This window comes from Eleftheria terrae, from assembly GCF_030419005.1.
GTDB classification, from domain to species: Bacteria; Pseudomonadota; Gammaproteobacteria; order Burkholderiales; family Burkholderiaceae_C; genus Caldimonas; species Caldimonas terrae.
Genome location: NZ_CP106951.1, coordinates 3474025 through 3499923, shown reverse-complemented (window position 1 = coordinate 3499923; position 25899 = coordinate 3474025). Strand labels below are relative to the sequence as shown.

25 protein-coding genes are annotated in these 25899 nt (G+C 68.1%); 15 read left to right on the top strand and 10 right to left on the bottom strand.

The annotated features are described in order from the left end of the window. The first annotated feature begins 89 nt into the window (after window positions 1–89). Window positions 90–629: an adenine phosphoribosyltransferase gene (locus N7L95_RS15495; protein ID WP_301256147.1), complete on the top strand. Its 540-nt coding sequence runs from the start codon at window positions 90–92 to the stop codon at window positions 627–629. A gap of 92 nt (window positions 630–721) precedes the next feature. Here the strand turns inward: N7L95_RS15495 and N7L95_RS15490 are convergent, their stop codons facing one another. The 6 genes from N7L95_RS15490 to rpmH all read right to left on the bottom strand — a co-directional run bounded on the left by N7L95_RS15490 (window position 722) and on the right by rpmH (window position 5555). Then, a complete protein-coding gene (locus N7L95_RS15490; protein ID WP_301256146.1) occupies window positions 722–1189 on the bottom strand; it encodes a cyclic nucleotide-binding domain-containing protein in 468 nt (155 codons plus the stop codon). 161 nt (window positions 1190–1350) lie between these two features. After that, the gene (gene mnmE / locus N7L95_RS15485) at window positions 1351–2739 is read right to left on the bottom strand and encodes a tRNA uridine-5-carboxymethylaminomethyl(34) synthesis GTPase MnmE (protein ID WP_301256145.1); all 1389 of its coding nucleotides are present in this window, start codon (window positions 2737–2739) and stop codon (window positions 1351–1353) included. Window positions 2740–2844: 105 nt separating this feature from the next. Beyond that, the gene (gene yidC, locus N7L95_RS15480; protein WP_301256144.1) at window positions 2845–4521 is read right to left on the bottom strand and encodes a membrane protein insertase YidC; all 1677 of its coding nucleotides are present in this window, start codon (window positions 4519–4521) and stop codon (window positions 2845–2847) included. Next, window positions 4518–4817: a membrane protein insertion efficiency factor YidD gene (gene yidD / locus N7L95_RS15475; RefSeq protein WP_301256143.1), complete on the bottom strand. Its 300-nt coding sequence runs from the start codon at window positions 4815–4817 to the stop codon at window positions 4518–4520. The genes yidC and yidD overlap by 4 nt, the downstream gene beginning before the upstream one ends. A 36-nt stretch (window positions 4818–4853) precedes the next feature. After that, window positions 4854–5360, bottom strand: a complete 507-nt coding sequence (locus N7L95_RS15470) for a ribonuclease P protein component (RefSeq protein WP_301256142.1) — start codon at window positions 5358–5360, stop codon at window positions 4854–4856. Window positions 5361–5420: 60 nt separating this feature from the next. Next, window positions 5421–5555 (bottom strand): 50S ribosomal protein L34, encoded by a 135-nt coding sequence (gene rpmH / locus N7L95_RS15465; protein ID WP_047197195.1) that lies wholly within the window; start codon window positions 5553–5555, stop codon window positions 5421–5423. A gap of 425 nt (window positions 5556–5980) precedes the next feature. On the opposite strand from rpmH, the gene dnaA reads away from it, so the two are divergent. The 3 genes from dnaA (at window position 5981) to gyrB (ending at window position 11999) form a co-directional block, all read left to right on the top strand. Then, on the top strand, window positions 5981–7426 hold the full coding sequence (dnaA, locus tag N7L95_RS15460; protein ID WP_301256141.1) for a chromosomal replication initiator protein DnaA: 1446 nt from the start codon (window positions 5981–5983) through the stop codon (window positions 7424–7426). 810 nt (window positions 7427–8236) lie between these two features. Continuing rightward, window positions 8237–9343, top strand: a complete 1107-nt coding sequence (gene dnaN / locus N7L95_RS15455; protein WP_301256140.1) for a DNA polymerase III subunit beta — start codon at window positions 8237–8239, stop codon at window positions 9341–9343. A 127-nt stretch (window positions 9344–9470) separates the two neighbouring features. Then, entirely contained in the window at window positions 9471–11999 is a 2529-nt protein-coding gene (gyrB, locus tag N7L95_RS15450) for a DNA topoisomerase (ATP-hydrolyzing) subunit B (RefSeq protein ID WP_301256139.1), read from the top strand. A gap of 625 nt (window positions 12000–12624) precedes the next feature. Here the strand turns inward: gyrB and N7L95_RS15445 are convergent. Next, a complete protein-coding gene (locus N7L95_RS15445; protein WP_301256138.1) occupies window positions 12625–13203 on the bottom strand; it encodes a thioredoxin domain-containing protein in 579 nt (192 codons plus the stop codon). A 146-nt stretch (window positions 13204–13349) separates the two neighbouring features. Here N7L95_RS15445 and N7L95_RS15440 point away from each other — a divergent pair, with 146 nt between their 5' ends. Both N7L95_RS15440 and N7L95_RS15435 read left to right on the top strand, forming a co-directional pair. Then, window positions 13350–14750: a GGDEF domain-containing protein gene (locus N7L95_RS15440; protein WP_301256137.1), complete on the top strand. Its 1401-nt coding sequence runs from the start codon at window positions 13350–13352 to the stop codon at window positions 14748–14750. A 133-nt stretch (window positions 14751–14883) separates the two neighbouring features. Then, window positions 14884–15465, top strand: coding sequence for a glutathione S-transferase family protein (locus N7L95_RS15435; RefSeq protein ID WP_301256136.1), 582 nt, complete (start codon window positions 14884–14886; stop codon window positions 15463–15465). Window positions 15466–15531: 66 nt separating this feature from the next. On the opposite strand, the gene N7L95_RS15430 is transcribed toward N7L95_RS15435, so the two are convergent. Beyond that, window positions 15532–15885 carry a nucleotide pyrophosphohydrolase gene (locus tag N7L95_RS15430; RefSeq protein WP_301256135.1) on the bottom strand — a complete coding sequence of 118 codons (354 nt, stop codon included), beginning with the start codon at window positions 15883–15885 and terminating at the stop codon, window positions 15532–15534. Between the two features lie 43 nt (window positions 15886–15928). Here N7L95_RS15430 and N7L95_RS15425 point away from each other — a divergent pair, with 43 nt between their 5' ends. The 4 genes from N7L95_RS15425 (at window position 15929) to N7L95_RS15410 (ending at window position 19102) form a co-directional block, all read left to right on the top strand. Continuing rightward, window positions 15929–16591 carry an alpha/beta hydrolase gene (locus N7L95_RS15425; RefSeq protein ID WP_301256134.1) on the top strand — a complete coding sequence of 221 codons (663 nt, stop codon included), beginning with the start codon at window positions 15929–15931 and terminating at the stop codon, window positions 16589–16591. 14 nt (window positions 16592–16605) lie between these two features. Then, window positions 16606–16914: a hypothetical protein gene (locus N7L95_RS15420; protein ID WP_301256133.1), complete on the top strand. Its 309-nt coding sequence runs from the start codon at window positions 16606–16608 to the stop codon at window positions 16912–16914. A 249-nt stretch (window positions 16915–17163) separates the two neighbouring features. Next, window positions 17164–18216 (top strand): acyl-CoA desaturase, encoded by a 1053-nt coding sequence (locus N7L95_RS15415; RefSeq protein ID WP_301256132.1) that lies wholly within the window; start codon window positions 17164–17166, stop codon window positions 18214–18216. After that, window positions 18155–19102, top strand: a complete 948-nt coding sequence (locus tag N7L95_RS15410) for a YihY/virulence factor BrkB family protein (RefSeq protein ID WP_301256131.1) — start codon at window positions 18155–18157, stop codon at window positions 19100–19102. Before N7L95_RS15415 ends, N7L95_RS15410 begins: the two co-directional genes overlap by 62 nt. Window positions 19103–19138: 36 nt before the next feature. Here the strand turns inward: N7L95_RS15410 and N7L95_RS15405 are convergent, their stop codons facing one another. Together N7L95_RS15405 and N7L95_RS15400 are read right to left on the bottom strand one after the other, a co-directional pair. Continuing rightward, window positions 19139–20656 carry an ATP-binding response regulator gene (locus tag N7L95_RS15405; RefSeq protein WP_301256130.1) on the bottom strand — a complete coding sequence of 506 codons (1518 nt, stop codon included), beginning with the start codon at window positions 20654–20656 and terminating at the stop codon, window positions 19139–19141. Between the two features lie 8 nt (window positions 20657–20664). Then, entirely contained in the window at window positions 20665–22188 is a 1524-nt protein-coding gene (locus tag N7L95_RS15400; protein WP_301256129.1) for an ATPase domain-containing protein, read from the bottom strand. Window positions 22189–22447: 259 nt separating this feature from the next. Here N7L95_RS15400 and N7L95_RS15395 point away from each other — a divergent pair, with 259 nt between their 5' ends. From N7L95_RS15395 to N7L95_RS15375, 5 genes are all read left to right on the top strand, one after another. Next, entirely contained in the window at window positions 22448–22666 is a 219-nt protein-coding gene (locus N7L95_RS15395) for a hypothetical protein (RefSeq protein ID WP_301256128.1), read from the top strand. 55 nt (window positions 22667–22721) lie between these two features. Further along, a complete protein-coding gene (locus tag N7L95_RS15390) occupies window positions 22722–22886 on the top strand; it encodes a DUF3606 domain-containing protein (RefSeq protein ID WP_301256127.1) in 165 nt (54 codons plus the stop codon). 234 nt (window positions 22887–23120) lie between these two features. Beyond that, entirely contained in the window at window positions 23121–23906 is a 786-nt protein-coding gene (locus tag N7L95_RS15385) for an EI24 domain-containing protein (RefSeq protein WP_301256126.1), read from the top strand. A 207-nt stretch (window positions 23907–24113) separates the two neighbouring features. After that, a complete protein-coding gene (locus N7L95_RS15380) occupies window positions 24114–25268 on the top strand; it encodes an MGDG synthase family glycosyltransferase (protein WP_301256125.1) in 1155 nt (384 codons plus the stop codon). A gap of 1 nt (window position 25269) precedes the next feature. After that, window positions 25270–25878 (top strand): fused DSP-PTPase phosphatase/NAD kinase-like protein, encoded by a 609-nt coding sequence (locus N7L95_RS15375; RefSeq protein ID WP_301256124.1) that lies wholly within the window; start codon window positions 25270–25272, stop codon window positions 25876–25878. Window positions 25879–25899 lie beyond the last annotated feature (21 nt).

Sequence of the window (25899 nt, the reverse complement as noted above, 5' to 3'; positions counted from 1 at the left end):
ATGCCCTCGGCGGCCAGCCGGCAACGCGCGACAATCGTGCATCCGGCGCCCACCCAGCGGCGCCTGCCTTTTCCTGCCCGAGTGCTGCCATGGACGACCGCGCCTACATCAAGAGCCACATCCGCACCGTGCCCGACTGGCCCGAGGCCGGCGTGCAGTTCCGCGACATCACCCCGCTGCTGCAGAACCCGAAAGTGTTCCGCGTGTTGATCGACCAGTTCGTGCACCGGTATTTCGACACGCGGCCCGACGTGATCGCGGGCCTCGACGCCCGCGGCTTCATCATCGGCTCGGTGCTGGCCTATGAGCTGAATGTCGGCTTCGTGCCGATCCGCAAGAAGGGCAAGCTGCCGTTCACCACCGTCGAGGAAACCTACGAGCTGGAATATGGCTCCGCCACCGTGGAGCTGCACACCGACGCGGTGAAACCCGGCGACAAGGTGGTGCTGATCGACGACCTGATCGCCACCGGCGGCACCATGATGGCCGGCAAGCGCTTGCTGGAGCGCCAGGGCGCCACCGTGATCGAAGGCGCGGCCATCGTCGACCTGCCCGAGCTGAAGGGGTCGGACCGGTTGCGGGCGGCGGGGCTGCCGCTGTTCACGCTGGTGTCGTTCGACGGCGCCTGAGCCGGCCGCAGCCACGGCGGCGCCGGCGCACGTCCACGCAAAAAGGCCACCCCGTGGGTGGCCCGGCATGGCGGCAAGTGGATGGCCGCCGCTCAGCTCATCGGCATCTGGCGGGTCAGCGCGGCCTGCATGCGCACGGTCATCACGGCGCCGGCGGCACGCAGCACTTCCAGCGCGATGACCGGCACCCGCACGGCCAGCTCTTCGAAGCGCGGCAGGCGCAGCGCCCAGATCAGGCCCGGCGTCATGGCCTCCACGTTGGCGCTGCGCGGTGCGTCGGCAAACAGGCTGGGCTCACCGAAGATGGCTCCCGGCCGCAGGATGGCCACCTTGCTGGCGCCCGGCGCGCCGCCACTCACATACACCTGCATCGAGCCCTGGGCCAGGAAGTACATGGTCCGGTCACGGTCGCCTTGGCGGATGACCTGGTCGCCAGTGCGCGTTTCGTGGCGGGTGAGGTACTGCGAGACCGTGCGCCACTGCTGCGCGTCGAGGCGGGCGCGGAAGGCGTCCTCGGTGTTGAGGGAGTGGATCGCGGTGACCAACTCGTCGAAATTCATCTGGGATCCCCCTAAGTGCTTGCGTGCCAGGCGGCGAGCCGCAACAGGGCCGGCGCGTCGTTGTATGTAGAAGTCGGGCGATTATCGACCGCACACCCCGGCCGTCACAATGCCGTCCCCGGCCGACCCCCCTCAAGCGGGCGTCCGCAAATACCAGGCGGTCACTTGCCGATACAGAATCGGCTGAAGATCTCGCCCAGCAGGTCGTCCGCACTGAACTGCCCGGTGATCTCGCCGAGCGCGTTGTGGGCCAGGCGCAATTCCTCGGCCAACAGGTCCAGTGCCTGGTCGGCACTGGCGGCGTGGGCAGCGGCCAGCTCCAGGTGGGTGGCGGCCCGCTTCAACGCCTGCACATGCCGCTCACGGGCGATGAACACCCCTTCCGGCTGAGCGTGCCAGCCGGCCAGCTCCAGCAGCAAGGCGCGCAGGTCGTCGAGGCCATTCCCGGTCTTGGCCGACAGGGCCACATGGCGTTCGCCAGGCTGCAGGGGGGCCGCAATGCCGGCATCCAGCTTGTTGTACACATGCACCAGCCGCGCGGCCGCTGGCAGGCGCGCGGCAATCTCGGCCTCGCCGGCGTCGTAGTCGGGCTGGCCCAGGCGGGTCAGGTCGTGCAGGAACAGCACCGCGTCCGCGCCGGCGATCTCGGCCCAGGTGCGGGCGATGCCAATGCGCTCCACCTCGTCGGTGGCGGCGTCGTCCGAACGCAGGCCGGCGGTGTCGATCACGTGCAGCGGCACGCCAGCGATCTGGATGGTCTCGCTCACCTTGTCGCGCGTCGTACCGGGGATGGGCGTCACGATGGCCAGCTCGGCTCCGGCCAGCGCATTGAGCAGGGAACTCTTGCCGACATTCGGCTGCCCGGCCAGCACCACCTTGATGCCTTCACGCAGCAAGGCGCCCTGGCGGGCCCGCTCCAGCACCGCCGCCACCGCCTCGGCCAGGCGGCGCAGCTGGCCGCGCGCATCGGCTTTTTCGAGGAAGTCGATCTCCTCCTCTGGAAAGTCGAGCGTCGCCTCGACCAGCATGCGCAACCGGATCATCTGTTCCCGCAAGTCGTGCACCTGCTGCGAGAACAGCCCGCTGAGCGATCGGCTGGCCGAACGCGCGGCGGCCTCGGTGCTGGCATCGATCAGGTCGGCCACGGCCTCAGCCTGCGCCAGGTCGAGCTTGTCGTTCAGGAAGGCGCGCTCGGTGAACTCGCCGGGTTCGGCCAGCCGCAGGGACGGCAGCCGCTCACGGGCCACTTCGAGGCAGCGGGCCAGCAGCAGCTGCAGCACCACCGGCCCGCCGTGCGCCTGGAGCTCCAGCACGTCTTCGCCGGTGTAGGAGTGGGGCGCCGGGAAATACAGCGCCAGGCCGTGGTCGATCGGCTGGCCCTGGCCGTCCTTGAACGGCAGGTAGCTCGCATGGCGCGGCTTGAGCGGCTGGCCCAGCAGGTCCTTGACCAAGGGTTCGATCTGCCGGCCCGAGATGCGGACGATGCCTACCGCGCCGCGTCCGGGCGCGGTGGCGATGGCGACGATGGGGTCGTGATGGCGGCTCAGCATGGCAATGGCATTGTGAAGCAGGCGTCCGCCATGGAACGCCTGGAAAGGAAAACGCCCCGCGCCTTGCGGCAGCGGGGCGTTGCAGACGGCCTCAGCCGCGCCGGCTTACTTGTTCACGCCCAGGCGCCTGTTGATGAACCACTGCTGGGCGATGGACAGGATGTTGTTCGTCAGCCAGTACAGCACCAGGCCGGCCGGGAAGAAGAAGAACATCACCGAGAACACCAGCGGCATGATCCACATCATGCGGGCTTGCATGGGGTCCGGCGGCGTCGGGTTGAGCCAGGTCTGCAGCAGGGTCGAGGCCGTCATCAGCAGCGGCAGCACGAAGTAGGGGTCGCGCACCGACAGGTCGGTGATCCACAGCACCCAGGGCGCGTTGCGCATCTCGACCGAGGACAGCAGCACGGAGTACAGCGCGATGAAGACCGGGATCTGGATCGCGATGGGCAGGCAGCCGCCCATCGGGTTGACCTTCTCCTCGCGATAGATGCGCAGCATCTCCTGCTGCAGCTGCTGCGGCTTGTCCTTGTAGCGCTCGCGCAGTTCATTGATGCGCGGGGCGACCACCTTCATGCGGGCCATCGACTGATAGGCCTTGGCATTGAGCCAGTAGAAAGCCACCTTCAGCAGCACCACCAGCGCGACGATCGCCCAGCCCCAGTTGCCGATCAGCGTGTGCAGCTGGTCGAGCAGCCAGAACAGCGGCTTGGACAGGATGGTCAGGTGGCCGTAGTCCTTCACCAGCTCGAGGCCGGGTGCCAGTTGCTCCAGGCGCTTTTCCTCCTGCGGGCCGATATACAGCGTGGTATCCACCGCCTGCGAGGCACCGGGCGCGATGGCCGACAGCGGCTGCACCATGGCGATGGTGTACAAGTTGTCGGACAGCTTGGCCGCCCGGAATTCGCGCGGCTGGGCCTTGGTGTTCAGCCAGGCCGACGTGAAATAGTGCTGCACCATGGCCACCCAGCCATCGTCGCCGGCCGGCGGCAGCGTGGCGTCACCCTTGGCGATGTCCTTGAACTCGACCTTCTTGAACTTGGTGGCCTCGCTGTAGGCGGCCGGGCCGGTGAAGGTCGAGTAGAAGCTCGACTCCCCGGGGGGCGGCGTGCCGTCGCGCAGCAGCTGCAGGTAGAGCTGGGGCTCGCGCGCCTGCGCGCCGGAGTTGACCACCTCGTGGCGGACGCCGATCGCATAGCTGCCGCGGGTGAACACATAGGTCTTGCGGTACTGCACACCGTTGACCACCGGCGACTGCAGCGCGAGCGTCAGCTGGTTCTGCCCGTCTGCCAGGGTGCGTTCGCTGGTCAGCGCCTGCATCACCGTGAAATGGTTCGGGAATGCCTCGCCGGCGTTCTGCTTGTTGATCAGCCCGCTCTGCGCCAGATAGGTGCGCCCGGCCGACTGGTCCAGCAGCGTGACCGGCTGCTTGGGATCGTTCTGGTCCTGGAAGCGCAGCAGTTGCACCTTGCTCACGGTGCCACCCTGGGTGTCGATCTCGGCGCGGAACACGTCGGTCGTGATGGTCAGCTTCTCGGCCACCGCCTGAGCTGCCGGCGCCTGCCCGGCCACCGCAGCCCCGGCGGCAGCCGTGCCGGCTGCTGCCGGCGCGGGCAGCGTGCCTGCCCCGGCCGACCCCGCCCCCGGCGGCGCCGATGCAGTCACCGGCGGCGGAGGCGCGAACATCGACGGGCGGCCGTTGTGCTTGTTCCAACCGTCCCATAGCAGGACGAGGGACATCGTGAACACCACCCAGAGGATGGTGCGTCGCATATCGGTCATGGAGACGACTCGCTGTTAGAAGTGGCCGTGGCACCGGCGGCAGCCGCAGGCGCCACAAAACGGGAAAACAGTCGCGGCGCGGTATCAGGCACCGGATCGGGACCGCCCTCGCACCAGGGATGGCAACGGCCGATGCGCCGCGCCGTCAGGTAGGCACCGGCCGCCGCCCCGTGCCGCTCCAGCGCCTCGAGCGCATACGCGGAACAGGTGGGATAAAAGCGGCAGCCTGCCCCCAGCCAGGGGCTGAGCAGCAGGCGGTAGCCTCGCACCAGAAGAAGGAGCAGTCGCTTCATCATCGCCGGGCCTTGCAGATGGGGATGGCAGGCGCCGGCTCAAGCCGGCGCCGCAGCGACCTTGGACGGAGGGCGGCGGGCAGCGCGCGGCCCGGCCTGCCGCAGCAGGCTGTCGAGCTCGGCGCGCGCGGCGTCTCGCAGCGCCTCGGAAGCGGCGCTGGGGAACTGCTTGCGATCGAAAGCCGCACGCAGGCGCACCACCCAGACCCCCGGGGGCATGGATGGCAGATGGCGTTCGAAGGCAGCGAACACCTGGCGCTTCAGCAAGGTGCGGGTGACCGAGCGACGCGCCCAGCGCTTGGGCAGCACGGTGCCGACCTGCGCCGGGCCGGTGAGCGGCAAGACATCCACAGGCTGCGATACATCGGGCACCTCGCCTGTTGACAACTCACCGTGAACGGGCTGCGGATCGAAGCTGCCCGCGGCCGGCACGAAGTGCACCACGAAGTGGGTGCCCCGGGCCACCACCGCCGGCGAACCGGCAGACAGCGCCCGCTCGAAGTCGGCTTTTTGCTTGAGCCGCCGGATGGCGGCTGCTCGGCTCATGGGCTCGCCGCGCGGCAGCACGAGTAGGCGCCCTGCGTGACGTCGCCCGGCCCGACGGCCTTAGACGGCCAGGCGCTTGCGGCCCTTGGCACGGCGAGCGTTGATGACCTTGCGGCCACCGCGCGTCTTCATGCGGACCAGGAAACCGTGGGTACGGGCGCGGCGAACCTTAGAGGGTTGGTAGGTGCGTTTCATGTTCTCGATTCCTCGTGCGCCCGGCCGCACTCGGCAAGGAGTGGTCAGGGCAAGTAAGCAGGCCCGTCAGGGCTTGAAAGCAAGTCCCCCGGACTTCGCATGCCGCCCGGGAAGCTCAAACTGAAGCCCGCTGTTGGCGGGCTCGGGGTTTCCGAACCCGGCCTGAGCATCCGAAAACCGCAAACATCGCTGCGCGCATCGCTACATGCAACACCCGCAACACGCCTGTGGCCGGACAACACGAAACCCCGAATTCGGGAAACCCTCTATTACAGCAAAATCACCCTTTGCGGTCAACGACTTAGGCGGCAAGGCTCAGTGACGTGCAGGGGTTCACACAGTGAACAGCCTTGTGGATAACTTGCGTGCAACTGTCGTCTGGAGGGTAGAATCGCGCCGCTCCAGAAAAGAGTTTTCCACAATACATGAGCTTCGATCTTTGGCAACGCTGCTGTGAGCGACTCGCGGCGGAGATGCCAGAACAGCAATTCAACACCTGGATCCGCCCCCTGCCCGCCGGCGTCGTCTCGCAGGCAGAGGCGGGGCAGGTGGTGTCCGTGCGCGTCCCCAACCGGTTCAAGTTGGACTGGATCCGCAACCAGTACGCCCCCCGCATCGAGACGGTGCTTGCCGACCTGGCGGGCGAGCCGGTGAAGCTGGAGCTGTCACTGGCACCGCGCGAGGGCATGCCCATCCCGGCGCCCCGTCCGGCCCCCGCCCCCACGGAGATGTACATGATGCCGGGCCGGCCTGCGCCGGGCCATGCCGCCGTGGCGCCGCGGCCGGCGGCGCCCGCCATCGCGCATCCGGTGGCGGCGCCCCAGGTGCCGCCCATCGTGTCGGCGGCTGCCCGCAGCCGCCTGAACACGAGCCTGACCTTCGACACCCTGGTGCCGGGTCGGGCCAACCAGATGGCGCGCACCGCGGCCCTGCATGTGGCCGGGGCGCCCGGCCGCACCTACAACCCGCTGTTCATCTACGGTGGTGTGGGCCTGGGCAAGACCCACCTGATGAACGCGGTGGGCAATGCACTGCTGGCCGACAACCCGAACGCCCGCATCCTTTATCTGCATGCCGAGCAGTTCATCACCGACGTCGTCAAGAACTACCAGCGCAAGACCTTCGATGAGCTGAAGGCCAAGTACCACCAGCTCGACCTGCTGCTGATCGACGACGTGCAGTTCTTCGCCGGCAAGGAGCGGACGCAGGAGGAGTTCTTCAACGCCTTCGAAGCACTGCTGGCCAAGCGGGCGCACATCATCATGACCAGCGACACCTATCCCAAGGGCCTCGCTGACATCGACGAACGCCTGACTTCCCGCTTCGACTCGGGCCTCACCGTGGCCATCGAGCCGCCGGAGCTGGAGATGCGCGTCGCGATCCTGATGAAGAAGGCGGAGGCGGAAGCGGCGGTGATGCCGGAAGACGTCGCCTTCTTCGTCGCCAAGAACGTGCGCGCCAATGTCCGCGAGCTGGAAGGCGCCCTGCGCAAGATCCTGGCTTATTCGCGCTTCTCGCACAAGGAAATCAACATCCAGCTGGCCCGCGAGGCGCTGAAAGACCTGCTGTCGATCCAGAACCGGCAGATCTCGGTGGAGAACATCCAGAAAACGGTGGCCGACTTCTACAAGATCAAGGTCGCCGACATGTACTCCAAGAAGCGGCCGGCCAGCATCGCGCGGCCCCGCCAGATCGCGATGTACCTGGCCAAGGAGCTGACGCAGAAGAGCCTGCCCGAGATCGGCGAGCTGTTCGGCGGCCGCGACCACACCACCGTGCTGCATGCCGTGCGCAAGATCGGCGGCGAGCGCACCAAGAACACCGAACTCAACCAGCAGCTGCACGTGCTTGAGCAAACGCTCAAGGGCTGAGGCCGGCGCGCTCCGGGTGCAACCGCTCGAGCACCCAGGGGCGCCTTCGGTCGAGTGAAAAAGCTGGGGACAAGTGTCGAACAACCGGGGACATGTCCACTGAGAACGCGCCGGGGCAGAAGTTGTTGTCGGTCTGTCCTTGTGCAAACCGGGGCCGGCTGCACAAGGTTGTTATCGTGCTAAAGCGTTGAGCGGACAAGACAAAATAGCGTTGTCCACAAAAAGCGGGCGCCTCTACTAAGACTACCAATCTAAAAAGTTCATACCATTGTGTTGAAAGCATCTCAGGCATCCGGGACGGACTTGGCCTCGCAGCGCCGATGCGCCGCCCGGGCCGCGCACCGCCCGGCCAGCCGGGACACGAGGGAGAACAGGAGACTTGCCGCATCGCCGGCTTGCCCACGCGGGGGGCTTACAGGCTCGCCACGCACCGCAAGGCTGCAGGGGTACCCTACCCCCTTGGAATGTGGTCGGACGCGGCGGCTGAGCTTCTGCCGCGAGCACCCGGAAGGAAGGCGACAGCCTGTCGGCCCGGTGGCCGCCAGAGGGCCGCTGCCCGCCTGGCCGCATCGCATGGCACCGAAGCAGCGCAGGGGTCAAGTGACAAGGTTGGGGACAACTGTCGAACAAGTGAAGAGAAGTCCACAGGCGGGACAGACGCCGCAAAGTTGTTGTCTTTGTACGCACCGGCTGCCCCGGGTGCGCTGCACACGGTTGTCATCAGGCTAGAGCCTTGATCCGGCAAGACAAAATAGCGTTGTCCACAAAAACCCGGCCACCCTACTACGGCTACCAATCTAAGAGGTTCATATGATTGTCTTGAAGGCACCTCAGGAAAAAGTGCTTGGCGCGCTGCAAGCCGTCTCCGGCATCGTGGAGCGGCGGCACACCTTGCCGATCCTGGCCAACGTGCTGATCCGCAAGACCGGTCCCCAGGTGGAGTTCACGACCAGTGACCTCGAGATCCAGGTGCGCACCACGGCCGAGTTCGAAGGCGACGCTGCCAGCTTCAACACCTCCGTCGGCGCCCGCAAGCTGATCGACATCCTGAAGTCGCTGCCGGCCGACCAGACGGTGTCGCTCTCCGCGGCGCAGAACAAGCTGACGCTGCAAGGCGGCAAGAGCCGCTTCACGCTGCAGACGCTGCCGGCCGAGGATTTCCCGCTGGTGCAGGAGGCCGCCGACTTCGGTCCCGCCTTCGGCGTGCCGCAGAAGACCCTGAAGAGCCTGATCGGCCAAGTGCACTTCGCGATGGCAGTGCATGACATCCGCTACTACCTCAACGGCATCTTGTTCGTGGCCGAAGGCCAGCAGCTGACCCTGGTGGCCACCGACGGGCACCGCCTGGCGCTGGCCAGCGCCACGCTGGAAGTGGAGATGCCACGCCAGGAAGTGATCCTGCCGCGCAAGACCGTGCTGGAGCTGCAGCGGTTGCTGAAGGACGAGGACACGCCGATCGAGATGCGCTTTGCCGGCAACCAGGCGAAGTTCAGCTTCAGCGGCATGGAGTTCGTCACCAAGCTGGTGGAGGGCAAGTTCCCCGACTACAACCGGGTGATCCCGAAGAACCACCGCAACAGCGTCATCCTGGGCCGTGCCCCGCTGCTGGCCAGCCTGCAACGCGCTGCCATCCTGACCAGCGAGAAGTTCAAGGGCGTGCGCCTGAACATCGAGCCGGGCCTGCTGCGCATCGCCTCCAGCAATGCCGAGCAGGAAGAGGCCAAGGAGGAGCTGGAGATCGACTACGGCGGCGACACCATCGAGATCGGCTTCAACGTCACCTACCTGGTGGATGCGCTGGCCAACATGAGCCAGGACATGGTGCAGGTGGAGCTGCAGGACGCCAACAGCTCGGCCCTGCTCACCATTCCGGAGCAGGCCGGCTTCAAGTACGTCGTGATGCCGATGCGGATCTGAGTGCCCGGGGGTGGCCGGGCACCGTGAGCAGCCACCCACTTGAGCGGGCCGCCGGCCCGCTTCAGCGTTTTTGCAAGGAGCCAACGTGCCGAAGCGCCTGGCTCCGCCCGATAGAATCGAGTCCCTCATGAGCGATCAAGCCAACGACCACCCCCTGCAAACGGCAGCCCCTGCCCCGGCCGACACCGGTTACGGCGAAGGCAGCATCCAGATCCTCGAGGGCCTGGAGGCCGTGCGCAAACGGCCGGGCATGTACATCGGTGACACCTCCGACGGTACCGGCCTGCACCATCTGGTCTTCGAGGTGGTCGACAACTCGATCGACGAAGCACTGGCAGGCCATTGCGACGACATCGTCGTCACCATCCATACCGACAACTCGATCAGCGTCATCGACAACGGCCGTGGCATCCCCACCGGCGTGAAGATGGACGACAAGCACGAGCCCAAGCGCAGCGCGGCCGAGATCGCACTGACCGAGCTGCACGCGGGCGGCAAGTTCAACCAGAACAGCTACAAGGTGTCGGGTGGCCTGCACGGCGTGGGCGTGAGCTGCGTGAACGCGCTGAGCAAGTGGCTGCGCCTGACGGTGCGCCGCGAAGGCAAGGTGCACTTCATCGAGTTCCGCAAGGGCGTGCCGCAAGACCGAGTGCTGGAGCAGCGCGACGGCTTCGAGGTCAGCCCGATGAAGATCATCGGCGAGACCGAGAAGCGCGGCACGGAGGTGCACTTCCTGCCCGACGACGAGATCTTCACCAACGTCGACTTCCACTACGACGTGCTGGCCAAGCGCCTGCGCGAGCTGAGCTTCCTGAACAACGGCGTGAAGATCCGCCTGGTCGACGAGCGCAACGCGAAGGAAGACAACTTCGCTTTTGCCGGAGGCGTGAAAGGGTTTGTCGACTTCATCAACCAGGGCAAGAAGATCCTGCACCCGAACGTCTTCCATGCCCAGGGCGACAAGGTGAGCGAGCAGAACACCAATGTCGGCGTCGAAGTGGCGATGCAGTGGAACGACGGCTACAGCGAGAACGTGCTGTGCTTCACCAACAACATCCCCCAGCGTGACGGCGGCACCCACCTGACCGGCTTGCGGGCGGCGATGACGCGGGTCATCAACAAGTACATCGAGGACAACGAACTGGCCAAGAAGGCCAAGGTCGAAGTCAGCGGCGACGACATGCGCGAAGGCCTGGCTTGCGTGGTGAGCGTGAAGGTGCCCGAGCCCAAGTTCAGCAGCCAGACCAAGGACAAGCTGGTGTCCAGCGAGGTGCGCGCCCCGGTGGAAGACATCGTGAGCCGCCTGCTGAACGACTGGCTGCTGGAGAACCCGACCGACGCAAAGATCATCTGCGGCAAGATCGTCGAGGCCGCCCGTGCCCGCGAGGCCGCCCGCAAGGCCCGCGAGATGACCCGCCGCAAGGGGGTGCTCGACGGCCTGGGCCTGCCCGGCAAGCTGGCTGACTGCCAGGAGAAGGATCCGGCGCTCTGCGAGATCTACATCGTCGAGGGCGACTCGGCCGGCGGCTCCGCCAAGCAAGGGCGCGACCGCAAGTTCCAGGCGATCCTGCCGCTGCGCGGCAAGATCCTGAACGTCGAGAAGGCGCGCTACGAGAAGCTGCTGAGCAGCAACGAGATCCTGACGCTGATCACCGCTCTGGGCACCGGCATCGGCAAGACCGGCGCGGGCAATGGCAGTGACGACTTCAACCCGGACAAGCTGCGCTACCACCGCATCATCATCATGACCGATGCGGACGTCGACGGCGCCCACATCCGCACGCTGCTGCTGACCTTCTTCTACCGCCAGATGCCGGAACTGGTGGAGCGTGGCCACATCTACATCGCGCAGCCGCCGCTCTACAAGGTGAAGCAGGGCAAGCACGAGCAGTACCTGAAGGACGCCCACGAGCTGGACGGCTTCATGCTGCGCGTGGCGCTGACCGATGCCGAGCTGCACACCGGGGTCAACGGCACCGTGCTGAAGGGCGAGGCGTTCGAATCGCTGGCGCGCAAGTACGTGCTGGCCGAGAACGTCATCGCCCGCCTGGGCAACTGGATGGATGCCGAAGCCCTGCGCGTGCTGGCCAGCGGCACCGAGATCAACCTCGACACGCCGGAGCAGGCCGAGGCCTCCGCGGTGGCGCTCAAGGGCGCGCTGCACGGCGCCGAGGTGGCGGCCGAGCTGGACGCGCGGCTCGACAAGTGGGTGCTGCGCATCAGCCGCAAGCACCACGGCAACATCAAGAGCAGCGTGATCAACGCCGACTTCGTGCATGGGGCCGACTACGAGGTGCTGAGCACGGCCGGCAAGACCTTCAAGGGCCTGCTGGGCGAGGACGCGGTCATCAAGAAGGGCGAAGGCGAGAAGCAGAAGGAACAGAAGGTCCGCGACTTCCGTGAAGCGATGCAGTGGCTGATGGGCCAGGCCGAGAACAGCGTGGGCCGCCAGCGCTACAAGGGCCTGGGCGAGATGAACCCGGAGCAGCTGTGGGAAACCACGATGGATCCGAACGTGCGCCGCCTGCTGCGCGTGCAGATCGAGGATGCCATCGAGGCAGACCGGGTCTTCACGATGCTGATGGGCGACGAGGTGGAGCCGCGCCGGGTGTTCATCGAGAGCAATGCGTTGAGGGCGGCGAACATCGACGTGTGAGGCCGCCGCCGGGTGCGACACCGGCGTTCGCATGGGACGGTTCGGCGTCCTGGCCGCACGTGGCGGCCAGGGCGGCCTGGTCGCTCAAGGGCCGCTTGTGGTGCACGAATACACCCGCCCGGTGTCGCTGTTGCGGCTGGTATCGAGCTTGGGGGCGACAAGGCAGCCACCCGCTTCCGGGGCACAGCCGACCGTTGTCGCGCGGCGTCCTGCCGGGCAGCGCGTCCTGCGCGTCCCCGGATGTTCCTGTGCCGGTGGCCGGGCGGCTGACACGCAGGCCGGGGTGGCCCGGGGTCGAGTCCGGGTACGGACGCGGACGTGCTGCGTTTGACGGGTGAAGGAAGGCCGCGGTCGTCGAGCCGCGCGCATGCTTGCCAGGCACCGAATTGCCAGGCACTGAAGCCCTGCTTCAAGGGCCGACCTGCCCCGCTGGCCGCTTCAGGCCTCTGGCCGTTCGCCGTTCGCCGTTCGCCGGGCAGCCGGGCAGCCGGGCAGCCGGGCAGCCGGGCAGCCGGGCAGCCGGGCGACTTCGCTGCCCTCAGTGCCCGGGTGCCAGGCGCCGCGGAAAGCCGGGCGAGACCGGCTCCAACGGCAAGGGCCTGCGCCGGCCGTGCCGGCCCCGGCGTCACACCCCCACCAGCTGCTGCAACTGTGCGGTCGGCAGCGCGCCCGAGTGGGAGCCGTACTGGCCGGTCGTGGCGTGGCGGAAGTACAGCATGGGCACGCTCTCGGCGCCCAGTTTCTTGAACAGCTCGGTGTTGGCTTCCACCTTGGCGCGGGTCGCCTCGTCGGGCGCGGGTGCGGACAGTGCGGCCCGTTGGGCCACCTGGGCCTCGTGCCGCTCCATCGCCTCGACGGGTTGCGGTGCAGACAGGATGGCTGCTGCCAGCGGCATCGACTGTGCGCCCAGCAATTGCACCGGGATCCATACCATCTTGAGCCGCCCGAGCAAGGGCTTGGATTCCGCCCACAAGGTGGCGCAATGAGGGCATTGCGGGTCGAAGAAGACATAGACCGTGTTGGCCGCCATCGCTTGCCCCACCTGCACGCCGGTAGCGCCGGCGGCCAGCTTGTAGGCCTCTTCAGCCGTGGGTGGGGGCGTGGCGGCCGCGGTCGGCGGCGCATCGCGCTCGGAACAGGCGGTCAGCACAGCGCCGCCCAGCAGGGCGGCAGCGAGGAAGGTTCTGCGTTGGAGTGAGCTCACGATGTGGGTACCGCGAAGGGCTGGCTGGATGGCCGGGCTAGCGCCGGCCGATGAAGGCGCTCACCTTACCTCCAAATGCCGGCGGCGTGGCAGTCCGACGGCCAGGCGCCGCTGCCGGGCCGCCATTCGATGCACGAGCCGCCGTCGTGCCGCTGCGCTGGCCCGTGCACGGCGAGTCGCTGCCGACCCGGCGGCCACCCGTGCCGACCGACGCATCCCGCTCTGTCATCCCTGCCAGCTTCACCCCCCTGGCCGATCCTTCACAATTTGACACCTCGCATTCCCCACCTTACACCACGGTGCGCCTCCCGGACCATCCAACGATTGCCGCCAGGGCCGGGCTGCCAGCACCGCCCGGCATCCCCGTGCTGCCACAGCCAGCGGCTGATGTCGAACGTCGCGCCCGCATCCGCCTGGCCCAGCTGCACCTCTACGTCGACAACCACCTCACCGACAAGTACCTGGCGCCACCGCTTGCGGTGATGGCCGCGGTGCTGCTCACGCGCTGGCTGCCCACCTGGCAGGCGCTGGTCTTCGGCGCCGTGGAGCTGGCGGTGATTGCCGGCTACATCACCTGCTACCACCGCTTTCGCGCCGCCAATGCGACGCCGGCCGAGGAGCGGCGCTGGGCGCGCCGCATCGGCATGGCGCATGGGGCCCACATGCTGGTCTGGTCGTCCGTCGTCGTCTGGGGCTGGGTGCCGACCGATTTCAGCAGCCTGATCTTCACGATGCTGATCCACCTGGGGCTGATCTCGCTGACGGCCGCCATGAGCAATCCGCACCGCGACCTGCTGTTGATGGACATGGCCATCCCCTTCGTGGCCCTGCTGCTGCCGCCGCTGTTCAGCGACGGCGCCTTCAGCCTGGGGCTGGCGCTGCTGGGGCTGTTCTACAGCACCTTGATGCTGTGGGTGGCGCTGAAGATCCACCAGACGACGGCCGAAGCGACCGAGTTGCGACTGCGCAATGAGGAGCTCATCGCCCGGCTCGAGCACCAGGCGGCGCGGGATCCGCTCACTGGCGTGGCGAGCCGCAGCCACCTGCTGGCCACCGGGCATGCCGAGATCCGCCGCGCCAGCCGCCATGGCCATCCGCTGGCCTTGCTGATGCTCGATATCGATCATTTCAAGGCGATCAACGACAGCTGCGGGCACCTCGCCGGCGACCGTGTCATCCAGGCCATCGCCCAGGCCTGCGTGCCGGCCCTGCGCAGTGGCGACTGCCTGGGCCGCCTGGGCGGCGAGGAGTTTGCGGTGGTCCTGCCCGACACCGACCTGGCCGCCGCCATGGCGGTGGCCGAGCGGCTGCGGGAAACGGTGGCGGCCCTGCAGCTTCACCACGAGGAGCGGCGCCTGGCACTGACGGTGAGCATCGGCGTGGCCCTGCTTGAATCACCCGGGGAGGCGCTGTCCCACCTGCTGCACCGGGCAGACACCGCGATGTACCGCGCCAAGGCGGAGGGCCGCAACTGCGTCAAGGCGGCGCCACCCTCCGGCATGGCGCGTCCGGCGTGCCCGGTGGGCGCGCACGCAGTGATGCCCTGAAAGCAGCGGCACGGCGGCGCCCACCGGCCGCCAGCCCGGTGCAGCGGCGGGAGGCGCGTGACATCATGTGGTGCAGGCAGTGAACCGGCATCTGCCGGTTCGCGCCCCACCCTTCGCCACCCGGGAGCCGCCAGTGAAGCTTTACTACAACCCCCAGAGCCGGGCCACCATTGCCAAATGGATGCTCGATGAGTGCCAGGCCGACTACGAGCTGGTGCACATCGACTTCCAGAAACGCGAGCACAAGACGCCGGAGTTCCTGAAGATCAACCCTGCCGGCAAGCTGCCGGCCCTGGTGGATGGTGACGTGCGGGTCTTCGAATGCCCGGCCATCTGCCTCTACCTTGCCGAGAAATACCCAGAGGCCCGCCTGGCGCCCGCGGTCGGCACGCCCGAGCGAGGCCGCTACCTGTCCCTGATGGTGTTCGCCACCGCGCAGCTGGAACCGTCCATGGGAGACGCCCTGCTGAAGCAGGACACCCTGCCGCAGCGCGGCTGGAACAACTTCGAGGCAACACAGGACGCGGTGGAACAGGAGCTCGGCGACGGGCCTTACCTGTTCGGCGACTGGTTCACCGCCGCGGACGTGGTGATCGGCTCGATGTTCATCTGGCGGCGCCTGTGGGGCGGTGGCAGCCTGCCCGAGCGTCCTCGGCTGAAGGCTTATGTCGACCGGCTGCTGCAGCGGCCCGAGGGGCTCAAGCCGAGACAGTGAGATCGCGGCAAGGCCGCTGCGGCGCCTGCCCTGCGGCCGGCAGACGCTGATGGCCGGCCGAGCTGCTCAGTACTCGTCGGAGCGGCGGGCACTGCCCTTCACTTGCTCTGCGGGGTAGCGCACTTCATTGCGATCCATCTTGGCATTGGCAGCCTCTACCAGGTCGAAGCCCAGGCCGTCGGCCAGCCGCAGCAGGTAGATGAACACGTCGGCCGCCTCGTCGCGGATGCGCAGCAGGCGTTCGGGGCCGGGCGCCCGGCTCTCGGCCTCGGTCAGCCACTGGAATTCGGCCACCAGTTCGCCGGTCTCGCCGGCCACCGCCATGGCCAGGTTCTTGGGCGAGTGAAAGGGCTGCCATTCGCGGATCGCGGCGAACTCGCGCAGGCGCTGCGTCAATGCAGCCAGGGTGTCTGGGGTCATGCGGGTACTCTATCCTCTGGCGCATCTTCCTTCAGGAGCCCCCATGTCGCGCGACGCCATCGAGATCGAAACCGCCCCCCACCCCCGTGCTGCCATCATCGTGCTGCATGGCCTGGGCGCCGACGGCAGCGATTTCGTCCCCATCGCCCAGGAGCTCGACCTCGCCGCGGTCGGCCCGGTGCGTTTCGTGTTTCCCCACGCGCCGGTGCGACCGGTCACCATCAACGGCGGCTACCAGATGCCGGCCTGGTACGACATCCTGGGCACCGACCTGGTCCGCCGCGAGGACGAAAGCGGCCTGCGTGAATCGCACACCACGGTGCAGTCGCTGATCGCGCGCGAGCAGGCGCGCGGCATTCCAGCCTCGCGCATCGTGCTGGCGGGCTTCTCGCAAGGCTGTGCGGTGGCGTTGATGGCCGGGCTGCGGCATCCCGAACGCCTCGCCGGGCTGGTGGGCCTGTCGGGCTACCTGCCGCTGGCTGAAAAAACGGCGGCCGAGCGCCATGTCGCCAATGCCGAGCTGCCGATCTTCCTAGCCCATGGGCGACACGACCCGGTGGTGCCGCATGCGCGCGGCACCGCCACTCGGGATGCCCTGGCTGCCCTGGGCTATCGGGTCGAATGGCAGGACTACGACATGGAGCATTCGGTCTGCATGGAAGAGATTGCCGACCTCAACCGCTGGCTGCTGCGCATGCTGGCCTGAGAGGAGTGCCGACGATGCACCTGGTGCAGTTGCTGCTGCCGCTGTGCGACGAACAAGGCCACCGTTTCGAGACGGCGCTTTTTGCCCAGGTGAGGCAGGAGCTGGTGGAGCGCTTCGGTGGCCTCACCGCGTACACCCGCGCGCCCGCCCGCGGCGTGTGGGCGCCAGACGACGGCCAGCCCGTGCACGATGATCTGGTGGTCTATGAAGTGATGGCCGAAACGCTCGACCGTGCCTGGTGGAAGGCCTACCGCAAGGACCTCGAGCGCCGCTTCCGCCAGGACAGCCTGGTGGTGCGCGCCCATGCCGTGACACTGCTGTAGCGCTTGCGGCCCCACCGCGTCCCCCGCGTGGCACGCCTGGCGGCCACGCACGGGGCGTTTCCAATCCCGCCCCGCCGCCCCTGCATCCCCCAGCCCGGTGGCTTGACGCCCCGCTACCCGCTCGATTAATCTATTAACCAATAAGTTAATTAACTACATATCAGCGGTGACAGCGGGCGGTGCGACCGACCAACCGACCGATCGTCTGCCTTCCTGCCTGCCTCGCCGGCGCCTTCGGAGAAATTCCTGATGTCCTCCCCGCTTCCCGCTTCCGGGCTGCACAGCCATCGCGTGCAAGCCTCCACGGTGGCTGACCTGTGCCGCGGCGAAGTGCGCTGGGCGCCGGTCAAGTCGCTCTGGTTCATGGGCATGGCGGGCGCCGCCTTGCTGGGCGGGTGGGCCTGGTTCAGCTGGGGGGCCCTGGCCTTGTTCGTCGTGGCGACCGGGCTGGTACTGCTGCTCGGCCATTCGCTCGGCAGCCATCGCAAGCTCATCCATGACAGCTTCGAGTGCCCTCGCTGGCTGGAACGGCTGCTGGTGTGGATGGGCGTGCAGGTGGGACTGGCCGGCCCGCTGGGCCTGTTGCGCCAGCACGAGCTGCGCGACTATGCCCAGCGCCTGCCCGACTGCCATCCCTATCTGCGCCATGGCCGCCCCCTGCTGCTGGACGCGTGGTGGCAGCTCAACTGCGAGCTGCAACTGCAGCACCCACCCCAGATTCACATCGAGCCGCGCCTTGCCGACGACCCGTTCTACCGCTGGCTGGAGCGCACCTGGATGCTCCAGCAGCTGCCGCTGGCACTGTTGTTCCTGGCCTGGGGCGGCTGGGGCTTCGTGTGCTGGGGCGTGTGCGCGCGCATCACGGCGGGCGTCGGCGGCCACTGGCTGATCGGCTACTTCGCCCACAACCATGGCGGGATGCACTACCGGGTGGACGGCGCGGCCGTGCAGGGTCGCAACATCCGCCTGACCTCGCTGCTGACGATGGGCGAGTGCTGGCACAACAACCATCACGCCTATCCCGGATCGGCCCGCCTTGGCCTGTTCCCCGGCGAATGGGATCCCGGCTGGTGGACCCTGCGGCTGCTGCAGCGCGTGGGGCTCGTGGGGCGCATGCGGCTGCCCGAGCACCTGCCAGCGCGGCCCGAGCTGCAGGCTGTCGATGCATTGGGCATGGGGCTTGCCGAAACCCTCGCAAGTCGCCGGCAGGCCCGCCGGCCCGCTCCCAGCCAGCCTCGCCATGCACCTCAACGACACCTGGAACCTCGCCAAGCAGGCCGTCTCGGCCTGGATCGACGATAACGCGGCCAGCATGGGCGCCGCCCTGGCCTACTACACCGTGTTCTCGATGGCGCCGCTGCTGCTCATCGTCATCTCGGTGGCCGGCCTCGTGTTCGGCCAGGAGGCCGCGCGTGGCGAGCTGATGGGCGAGCTGCGCGGGCTGGTGGGCGAGGACGGCGCGCATGCCATCCAGGGCCTGCTGGAAAGCGTCAACAAGCCGGTCACCAGCACCCTGGCCACCCTGGGCAGCCTGGGTGCCCTGCTGGTGGGTGCCACCACCGTGTTCGCCGAGCTGCAGAACGCGCTGGATCGCATCTGGCGCGCGCCTGCAGCCAACCAGCCCAGCGGGCTGTGGGGCTTCCTGCGGGCACGGGTGCTGTCGTTCGGCCTGATCCTGGGCTTCGGCTTCCTGCTGCTGGTCTCGCTGCTGTTCAGTGCAGCGCTGGCCGCGCTCGGCAAATGGTGGGGCCCTCTCATGGGAGCCTGGGAGCTGCTGGCGACGGCGCTCAACTTCGCCTTCAGCTTTGCCTTCATCACGGCTGCATTCGCGATGATCTACAAGTTCATGCCCCGGGTGCACATCCGCTGGCGCGACGTGCTGGTCGGCTCGGTGGTGACGTCGCTGCTGTTCACCATCGGCAAGACGCTGATCGGCCTCTACATCGGCAAGAGCGGCGTGGCTTCCGGCTTCGGGGCCGCCGCTTCCCTGGTGGTGCTGCTGGTGTGGGTGTACTACTCGGCCCAGATCTTCCTGCTGGGCGCGGAATTCACCTCGGTCTATGCGCACACGCTGGGGTCGCTGAAGGGCCAGCAACGCGCCAAGGCGCCGGAATGGCAGGCGCCAGTGCCCGCCCCGGCCGTGCGCGGCGGGCCGCCCGCGCCAACGGGAGGCGGTGCGCAGGGCTGAGCTGCGTTCGCGCCGCCGTGCACGGCCGGGCCTTCGTCAGACAGGCCGCGGGCAGAGCTGCTCGACCAGGGTCAACAGGGTGTCGAGGTCGGCCGGTTTGGTCAGGTGGTGGTGAAAGCCGGCTTCGGCCGAACGGCTGATGTCGGTGGGCTGGCCCCAGCCGGTGAGGGCCACCAGCACCGGGGCTTCCCGACTGCCGAGGTGCTTGCGCAGCTGGCGGGCCAGCTGGTGGCCGCTCATGTCCGGCAAGCCGATGTCGAGCAGCGCGAGCTGCGGGGTCCAGTCCGAGATCACTTCCAGGGCCTGCGCTGCGGTGTAGGCGCTGCGCGCGTCGTGGCCGCAGCTGGCGAGCAGCTGCACCATCGAGTCGGCACTGTCGCGGTTGTCGTCGACCACCAGCACCCGGCAGGTGGCAGGGCCGGCAAGCCGCTGCGGCCTGCCGGCCGCCGGCATGACGGTGGCCGGTTCGGCCGTGGGCAGCTGCATGACGAACAAGGCCCCGCGGTGCTCGCCCTCGCTGCTGGCCTGCACACTGCCGCCGTGCATCTCCACCAGCGCCTTGACGATGGACAGGCCGAGCCCCAGGCCGCCCTGTGAGCGGCCGACCGCACCATCGACCTGCGAGAACACTTCGAACAGCCGGCGCGCCTCGCCCGGCGGAAAGCCGATGCCGTTGTCGCGCACATGGATCTCGGCGTGCGAGCCGCATGCGAGCAACGTCAGCGAGATGCGGCCTTCACGCGGGGTGTACTTGGCCGCGTTGGTCAGGAGGTTGGAGACGCACTGGGCAATGCGGGTGCGGTCCGCCTCGATCCAGACCGGCGCCTCGCCCAGCTCCACCTGCAGCACATGCTGCATGGCGTCGATCTGCGGCAGGCTGGTCTCGATGGCGGTGTTGACCGCCTCGCGCAGGTCGAAGCGTTCCTTCTGCAGCGCGATCTTGCCCCGGGTGATGCGGGCCACGTCGAGCAGGTCGTCGACCAGCCGCGACAGCTGGCCGACCTGCCGCTGCATCACGCCGGTGGCCCATTGCTGCTGGGACTCCGACATGCGCCCGCTGCGCAGCAGGTGCAGGGCATTGGACAAGGGCGCCAGCGGGTTACGCAGCTCGTGGGCCAGCGTGGCCAGGAACATGTCCTTCTGCACGTCGGCCTGCCGGTTCTCGTACTGCCGATCGCGGGTGCGCAAGGCCGTGCGGACGGCGCTCACCAGCGTGGCGACCTGGGTCGGGCGCTGCAGCACGGTAACGTTGCCGAGCTGCTGCAAGGCCGTGTGCGCCAGCTCGGAGAGCGGCCCCCGCTTGCTCAGCAGCAGCACGGGCAGGTCGGACCAGGCGGGCTGGCGCTCGACGTGCCGTTGCAGCAGGCGCAGCGCGGAGCGGTCGTTGAAGGCTTCCTCGGCCACCACCAGGGCGCCGATGCCTTCCTTCATCTGCATCGCCACATCGGCCGCGCTGGCACAGCGCAGGACTTCGATGCGCGACCGCTGCAGGGCGGCTTCGATCAGCGGCGCGTCCTTGCCGCTGGGGGCCAGTACGAAAACGCGTCGCTCCATCGCCGCTGTCAATCCTTGCGTTCCTGCACCAGGGGCGATTCGGGGCCGGTGTAGACCGGCACGCCGGTGAGCACGCCATGGAAGTTCGTGAGCGGCTCGCTCAGGCGCATGCCTTCGGCATCGAGGTGGAACTCCCGGATCGTGCGCTCATGCACGCCGCTGCGCTTCTTCAGCACCGAGACCGCCTGCCGCACCCGCCCCTGCGCCTCGAAGTAACGCAGCATCAGCACGGTGTCGGCCAGGTAGCTCGCGTCGACCGGACTGGTCATGGTGCCGATCAGGCCCTGCTGCACGCTCACCAGCAGGCTGGTGGTGCCGCATTGCCCGAGGTAGGTCAGCAGCTCATGCAGCTGCGTGTTCAGGAAGTTCTCGTCCGGCATGGCGTTCAGGTAGCCGTTGAGGCTGTCGATCACGACCACGCTGGCATGCTCTTCCCGGGCAATGCGGCCCACCAGGTGCACGAACTCGCCCGGCGACATCTCCGCCGGGTCGACCTGCTGCACGCTGAGGCGGCCTGAGTCCAGCAGCGGTTGCAAGTCGGTGCCGAGGCCGCGCATGCGCTTGAGCAGGGTGGAAATGCTCTCGTCGAACAGGAACAGCGCGGCCCGCTCGCCGCGGCTGGCCGCCTCAGCGGCGAAGGCAGTGGCGATGGTCGACTTGCCGGTGCCGGGGGCCCCCGTGACCAGCGTGCTGGTGCCCCGCTCCAGGCCACCGCCGAGCAACTGGTCGAGCCCCGGGACGCCGCAGCGCACGGTGCCCTCGGCCACCAGCGTGCGGTGTTCGGACGCGACCAGGCGGGGGAAGACCACCAGCCCGCCGCGGCGGATGGTGAAGTCGTGATAGCCGCCCACGAAAGGCGTGCCGCGGTATTTCACCACCCGCAGCCGGCGGCGCTCACGGCCGTAGGATGGATGCCACTGGTCGAGGTTGATGATGCCGTGAGCGATGCTCTGCAGCTGCGGGTCTTCGGCAGTGGCGGTGCGATCGTCCAGAACCAGCACGGTGCACTGGCGGCCCGCGAAGAACTGCTTGAGGCCCAGCATCTGGCGCCGGTAGCGCAGCGGGCTGCCGGCCAGCAGGCGCAACTCCGACAGCGAATCGAACACCACCCGCGCCGGCTTGCGCCGCTCCACCTCGGCCAGGATGGACTTGGTGGTCTCGCCCAGCTCGACTTCATCGGGCTGGAAGACGGTGTACTGCTCGCTGGGCAGCAAGGCCTGCTCGTCAGGCACCACTTGCAGGATCTGGACGCCTGCCAGGTCCCAGCCGTGGGAGCCCGCGATGGCGCGGACTTCTTCCTCGGTTTCCGACAGCGTGATGTACAGCACCGCTTCGCCCATCCGGGCGCCTGCCTGCAGGAACTGCAGCCCCAGGGTGGTCTTGCCGGAGCCGGGGATGCCTTCGATCATGTAGAGCCGGTTCGGCGTGATGCCGCCGCCCAGGATCCGGTCCAGCTCGGCGACGCCGGTCGAGATGAAGGGCGCGCTCGAGGGGCTGCTCCCGGACTCGCGGGGCGAGAGTCGTTCTTGCATCGTTCTTGCTCGTCTAACAGGGGCCGGCCGCGGGCCGCGGGCCACCTTCGTTCATCACATCGCCGGCAGGCCGCTGCCGGCACGCCACTGCAGGCCGCGCGGGCACCGAGCAGTGCCGACGGCAGCCTGCCGTCCGGACAGCATACCTCCAGCCGCGCCTAGCAAATAGCGATCCCGGAAGCTCCGGGTCTCCCCCCAACGGGTGTCGGCATTTCGCCTACTGCTTTTGCGCGGACGCTGTGGCGAAATATGTTCCACCATGCACTATTTGCTTAAGCGCGAAAATTTTCTCGAAGCGCTGCAGGAACTGGAAGACGAGATCTCCGAAAGCAGCATTGCAGCCGGCGAGGTGCTGAGCCACTGCTGGCAATGCGTCTCTTGTGGCAGCCAGTACACCAGCTTCGAGTTGAGCGAGCCGCCCCTGCCGTGTGGCTGCGGCGAGGTGCGCCTGCTCCCGCGCGTTCCCACGCTGCACTGAGATGAGGCCGACGCCCGCTGCTGCGCCTGCCCGGGCAGACCCGCCCGCCGAGCCGGTGATCGACATCACGAACGAGGGTGAGGTGCGTCGCTGGGCCGAAAAGCTGTCGGTCAGTGTCGAAGCGCTGCACGAAGCCATCCGCCAGGTGGGAAACCCCCCACAACAGATCGGCGAATACCTCCTGCGCCTGCGCACCGACGACCACCGGCCGCTGCCCTGAGCTGCGGGCGCGCCGTGCTGCCGCCGCGGCTCGGCGGCCGTTTTGCCCTCCTCCGCCCTTCCCCTGCGCCCCCCATTCGGTGGGAGGCCGCCGGCTGCCCGGCGTGGGACACTTCCGCTCTCGAAACGGTCGGCAGGGCCGAGCCTCCCTGACCGAACACCAGCAGCCGGCGCCAGGGGGCGCAACGGCTCGCGGCCGCGGCCTTGCGCAGCGCCGCCGGAGAGGGGCACGCAATTGGACAAGCTCACCACCGGCTTCCGCCGGTTCTTTTCTGCATTTCCGCAAGCCATGGCCTGCATCCTCGCCGGCCTGCGCGACGGACTGCACCCGCGGCTGATCCTGCAGTCGCTGGGCATCTGGGCGGCGGTGCTGCTGTTCTGGAGCCTGGTGTTCTGGTTCGCGCGCGCGCAGGTGGGCGAGGCCTCGCTGTGGGTCGTCCAGCTGGCGGCGGGTGGCGGCATGGCGTGGCTGGGCGGTGGCGCGGCGACAGGGCCCGCCTGGCTGGCTGGCTCGGCGGTGACTGGCTTCCTGGCCGGCACGGTGGCGCTGCTCGCCTTCGTGCTGCTCAACCTGTTCACCGCACGCATGCTGGTGGATGCCTTCCTCATGGGCACCATCCAGGGCATCGTGCGCAAGCGCTATCCCACCGTCGAATCCTGGCCCGGTGGGTCGTGGAAGGCCGGACTGCGCAACAGCGTGGGGCCGGTGGTCACGGTGCTGCTGCTGGCACTGCCGCTGATGCTGGTGCCGGTGCTCAACGTCATCGCGCTGTTCTTCCTCTTCAACTACCTGAATGTGCGCGGCCTGCTGCCGGACGCGCTGGAAGACATTGCCAGCGATGAAGAAATGCGGGCCCTCATCGAGGGCTCGCGCGTCGAGATGGCCGTGCTCGGCGTGCTGATGGTGCCGGTGGTGATGATTCCGCCACTGACCTTGTTCGGTCCCTCGGTGCTCGGCGCGAGCGTCACCCACTTCGGTCTGCAGCGGCTCAAGGCCCGGCGGCGTGGTGCGCTGGCTTGAGCCGGCAGGCTGGCGCTGTCGCAAGCGGCCCCGCTTCCGAGGGAGGCTTGCAAGCCCTGTTCAGGTAGACACTATCGCTCCCGATCGAAACGCTGCGACAGTCCCGTCCTGCCGACGCCCCGGCATGCTGGAACGCTGCGGCATTCCCCCGCTCCTGCCGCCATGGCCAGGGGCATCCAGTGAAAGAAGAAACGAGAGTTCCGGGCCATGCCTTCCCCCCACCTGTTGCTGCTGAGCGTGTCGGCCGGCGCCGGCCATGTGCGCGCTGCGCAAGCCATCGAAGCAGCGGCCGCCGGCGGCCCATCGCCGATACAAGTCACCCACCTCGACGTGCTGGAGTACGTCCCGTCGAGCTTCCGCAAGCTCTACGCCGAGTCCTACCTGGAACTGGTGGAGCGCCTGCCGCTGCTGTGGGCCTATCTCTACCAGCGCACCGACCGCCGCAGCGAACGATCGGTGTTCGACAAGCTGCGCCGCGGCGTCGAGCGGCTCAACACCCGCAAGCTGTGGGACGAGATCGCCCGGCGGGCCCCGGATGGCATCGTCTGCACCCATTTCCTGCCCGCCGAGCTGCTGGCGCGGCGCATCAAGCGCGGCATTGCGACGCCGCCGGTGTGGGTGCAGGTGACCGACTTCGACGTGCATGGGCTGTGGATGCATGCCGGCCTGCAGGGCTACTTCGTCGCCAATGACGAGGTGGCCTGGCGCCTGGCCGACCGCGGCATGGCGCGCGAGCGCATCAGCGTCACCGGCATCCCGGTGATGCCGCGCTTTGCCGAGCCGCTCGAGCGTGCCACCTGTGCCGCCGAGCTGGGCCTGGACCCGAAGTGCTTCACCGTGGTGATGATGGCTGGCGGCGGCGGGGTCGGCAGCCTCGACACGCTGGCCGAGCGTGCCCTGGCCCTGCCGCACCAGCTGCAGGTGGTTGCCCTGGCAGGCCGCAACGAGGAACTGTTGGAGCGCCTGCGCCAGCTGGCAGCGCGCCATCCGGGGCGGCTGTTCCCGCTGGGCTACACGCGCACGGTGGAGCGGGTGATGAGCTGTGCCGACCTGGTGGTGACCAAGCCGGGCGGCCTGTCCACCTCCGAATGCCTGGCCAAGGGTCTGCCGATGCTGCTGGTCTCGCCCATCCCGGGGCAGGAGGAGCGCAACGCCGACTACCTGCTGGAGTCGGGTGCAGCGCAGATCGCGCTCGACACTGCCAGCTTCGAATACAAGCTGGATCGCCTGCTGCGCGATCCGGCGCAACTGCAGCGCATGGGCCAGCAGGCCCGGCGCATTGCGCGGCCGCAGGCCGCGCAGGAAGTGCTGGGCCAGGTGGTCCAGTCCCTGGATCTGTCCGCCCGCCGCGTCGCCGCCTGAGATGAAGCCGTCCACTCCCCATTCCCGAAGCCGCCGCCACTGCCTGGCCTGGATCGCCCTGGCGCCACTGCCACCGGCGCTGGCCGCCGGTCCTGCGGCCAGCCCGCGGCCGACGACCTGGGCGGTGCCGCTGCAGCTGCCCGGCGTGCGCAACCTGCACCGCATCCATGACGGCCTCTACCGCAGCGAACAACCCGGCGCCCGCGGCATGGTCGCGCTGGAGCAGCTGGGCGTGCGCACCGTCATCAACCTGCGCGCCTTCCACAGCGACGACGACGAGGCTGCCGACACCCGCCTGCGCAAGGCCCGCCAGCGCATCAACACCTGGGACATCACCGACGAGCAGGTCGTGGCGGTATTGCGGGTCCTGCGCCAGCGCGACCATGGGCCTTTCCTGATCCACTGCCAGCATGGCGCCGACCGCACCGGGCTGATGAGCGCGATGTACCGCATCGTCGAGCAGGGCTGGAGCAAGGCCGAGGCGGTGCGGGAGATGATCGAGGGCGGCTATGGCTATCACAGCCTGTGGCGCAACATTCCCCGCTACATCCATGCCGCGGACATCGGGGCGATCCGCCGCAGCCTCGATCAACCCCAGTCGCTCGCCTGAGCCGCCCCGGCAGGTGGGCCG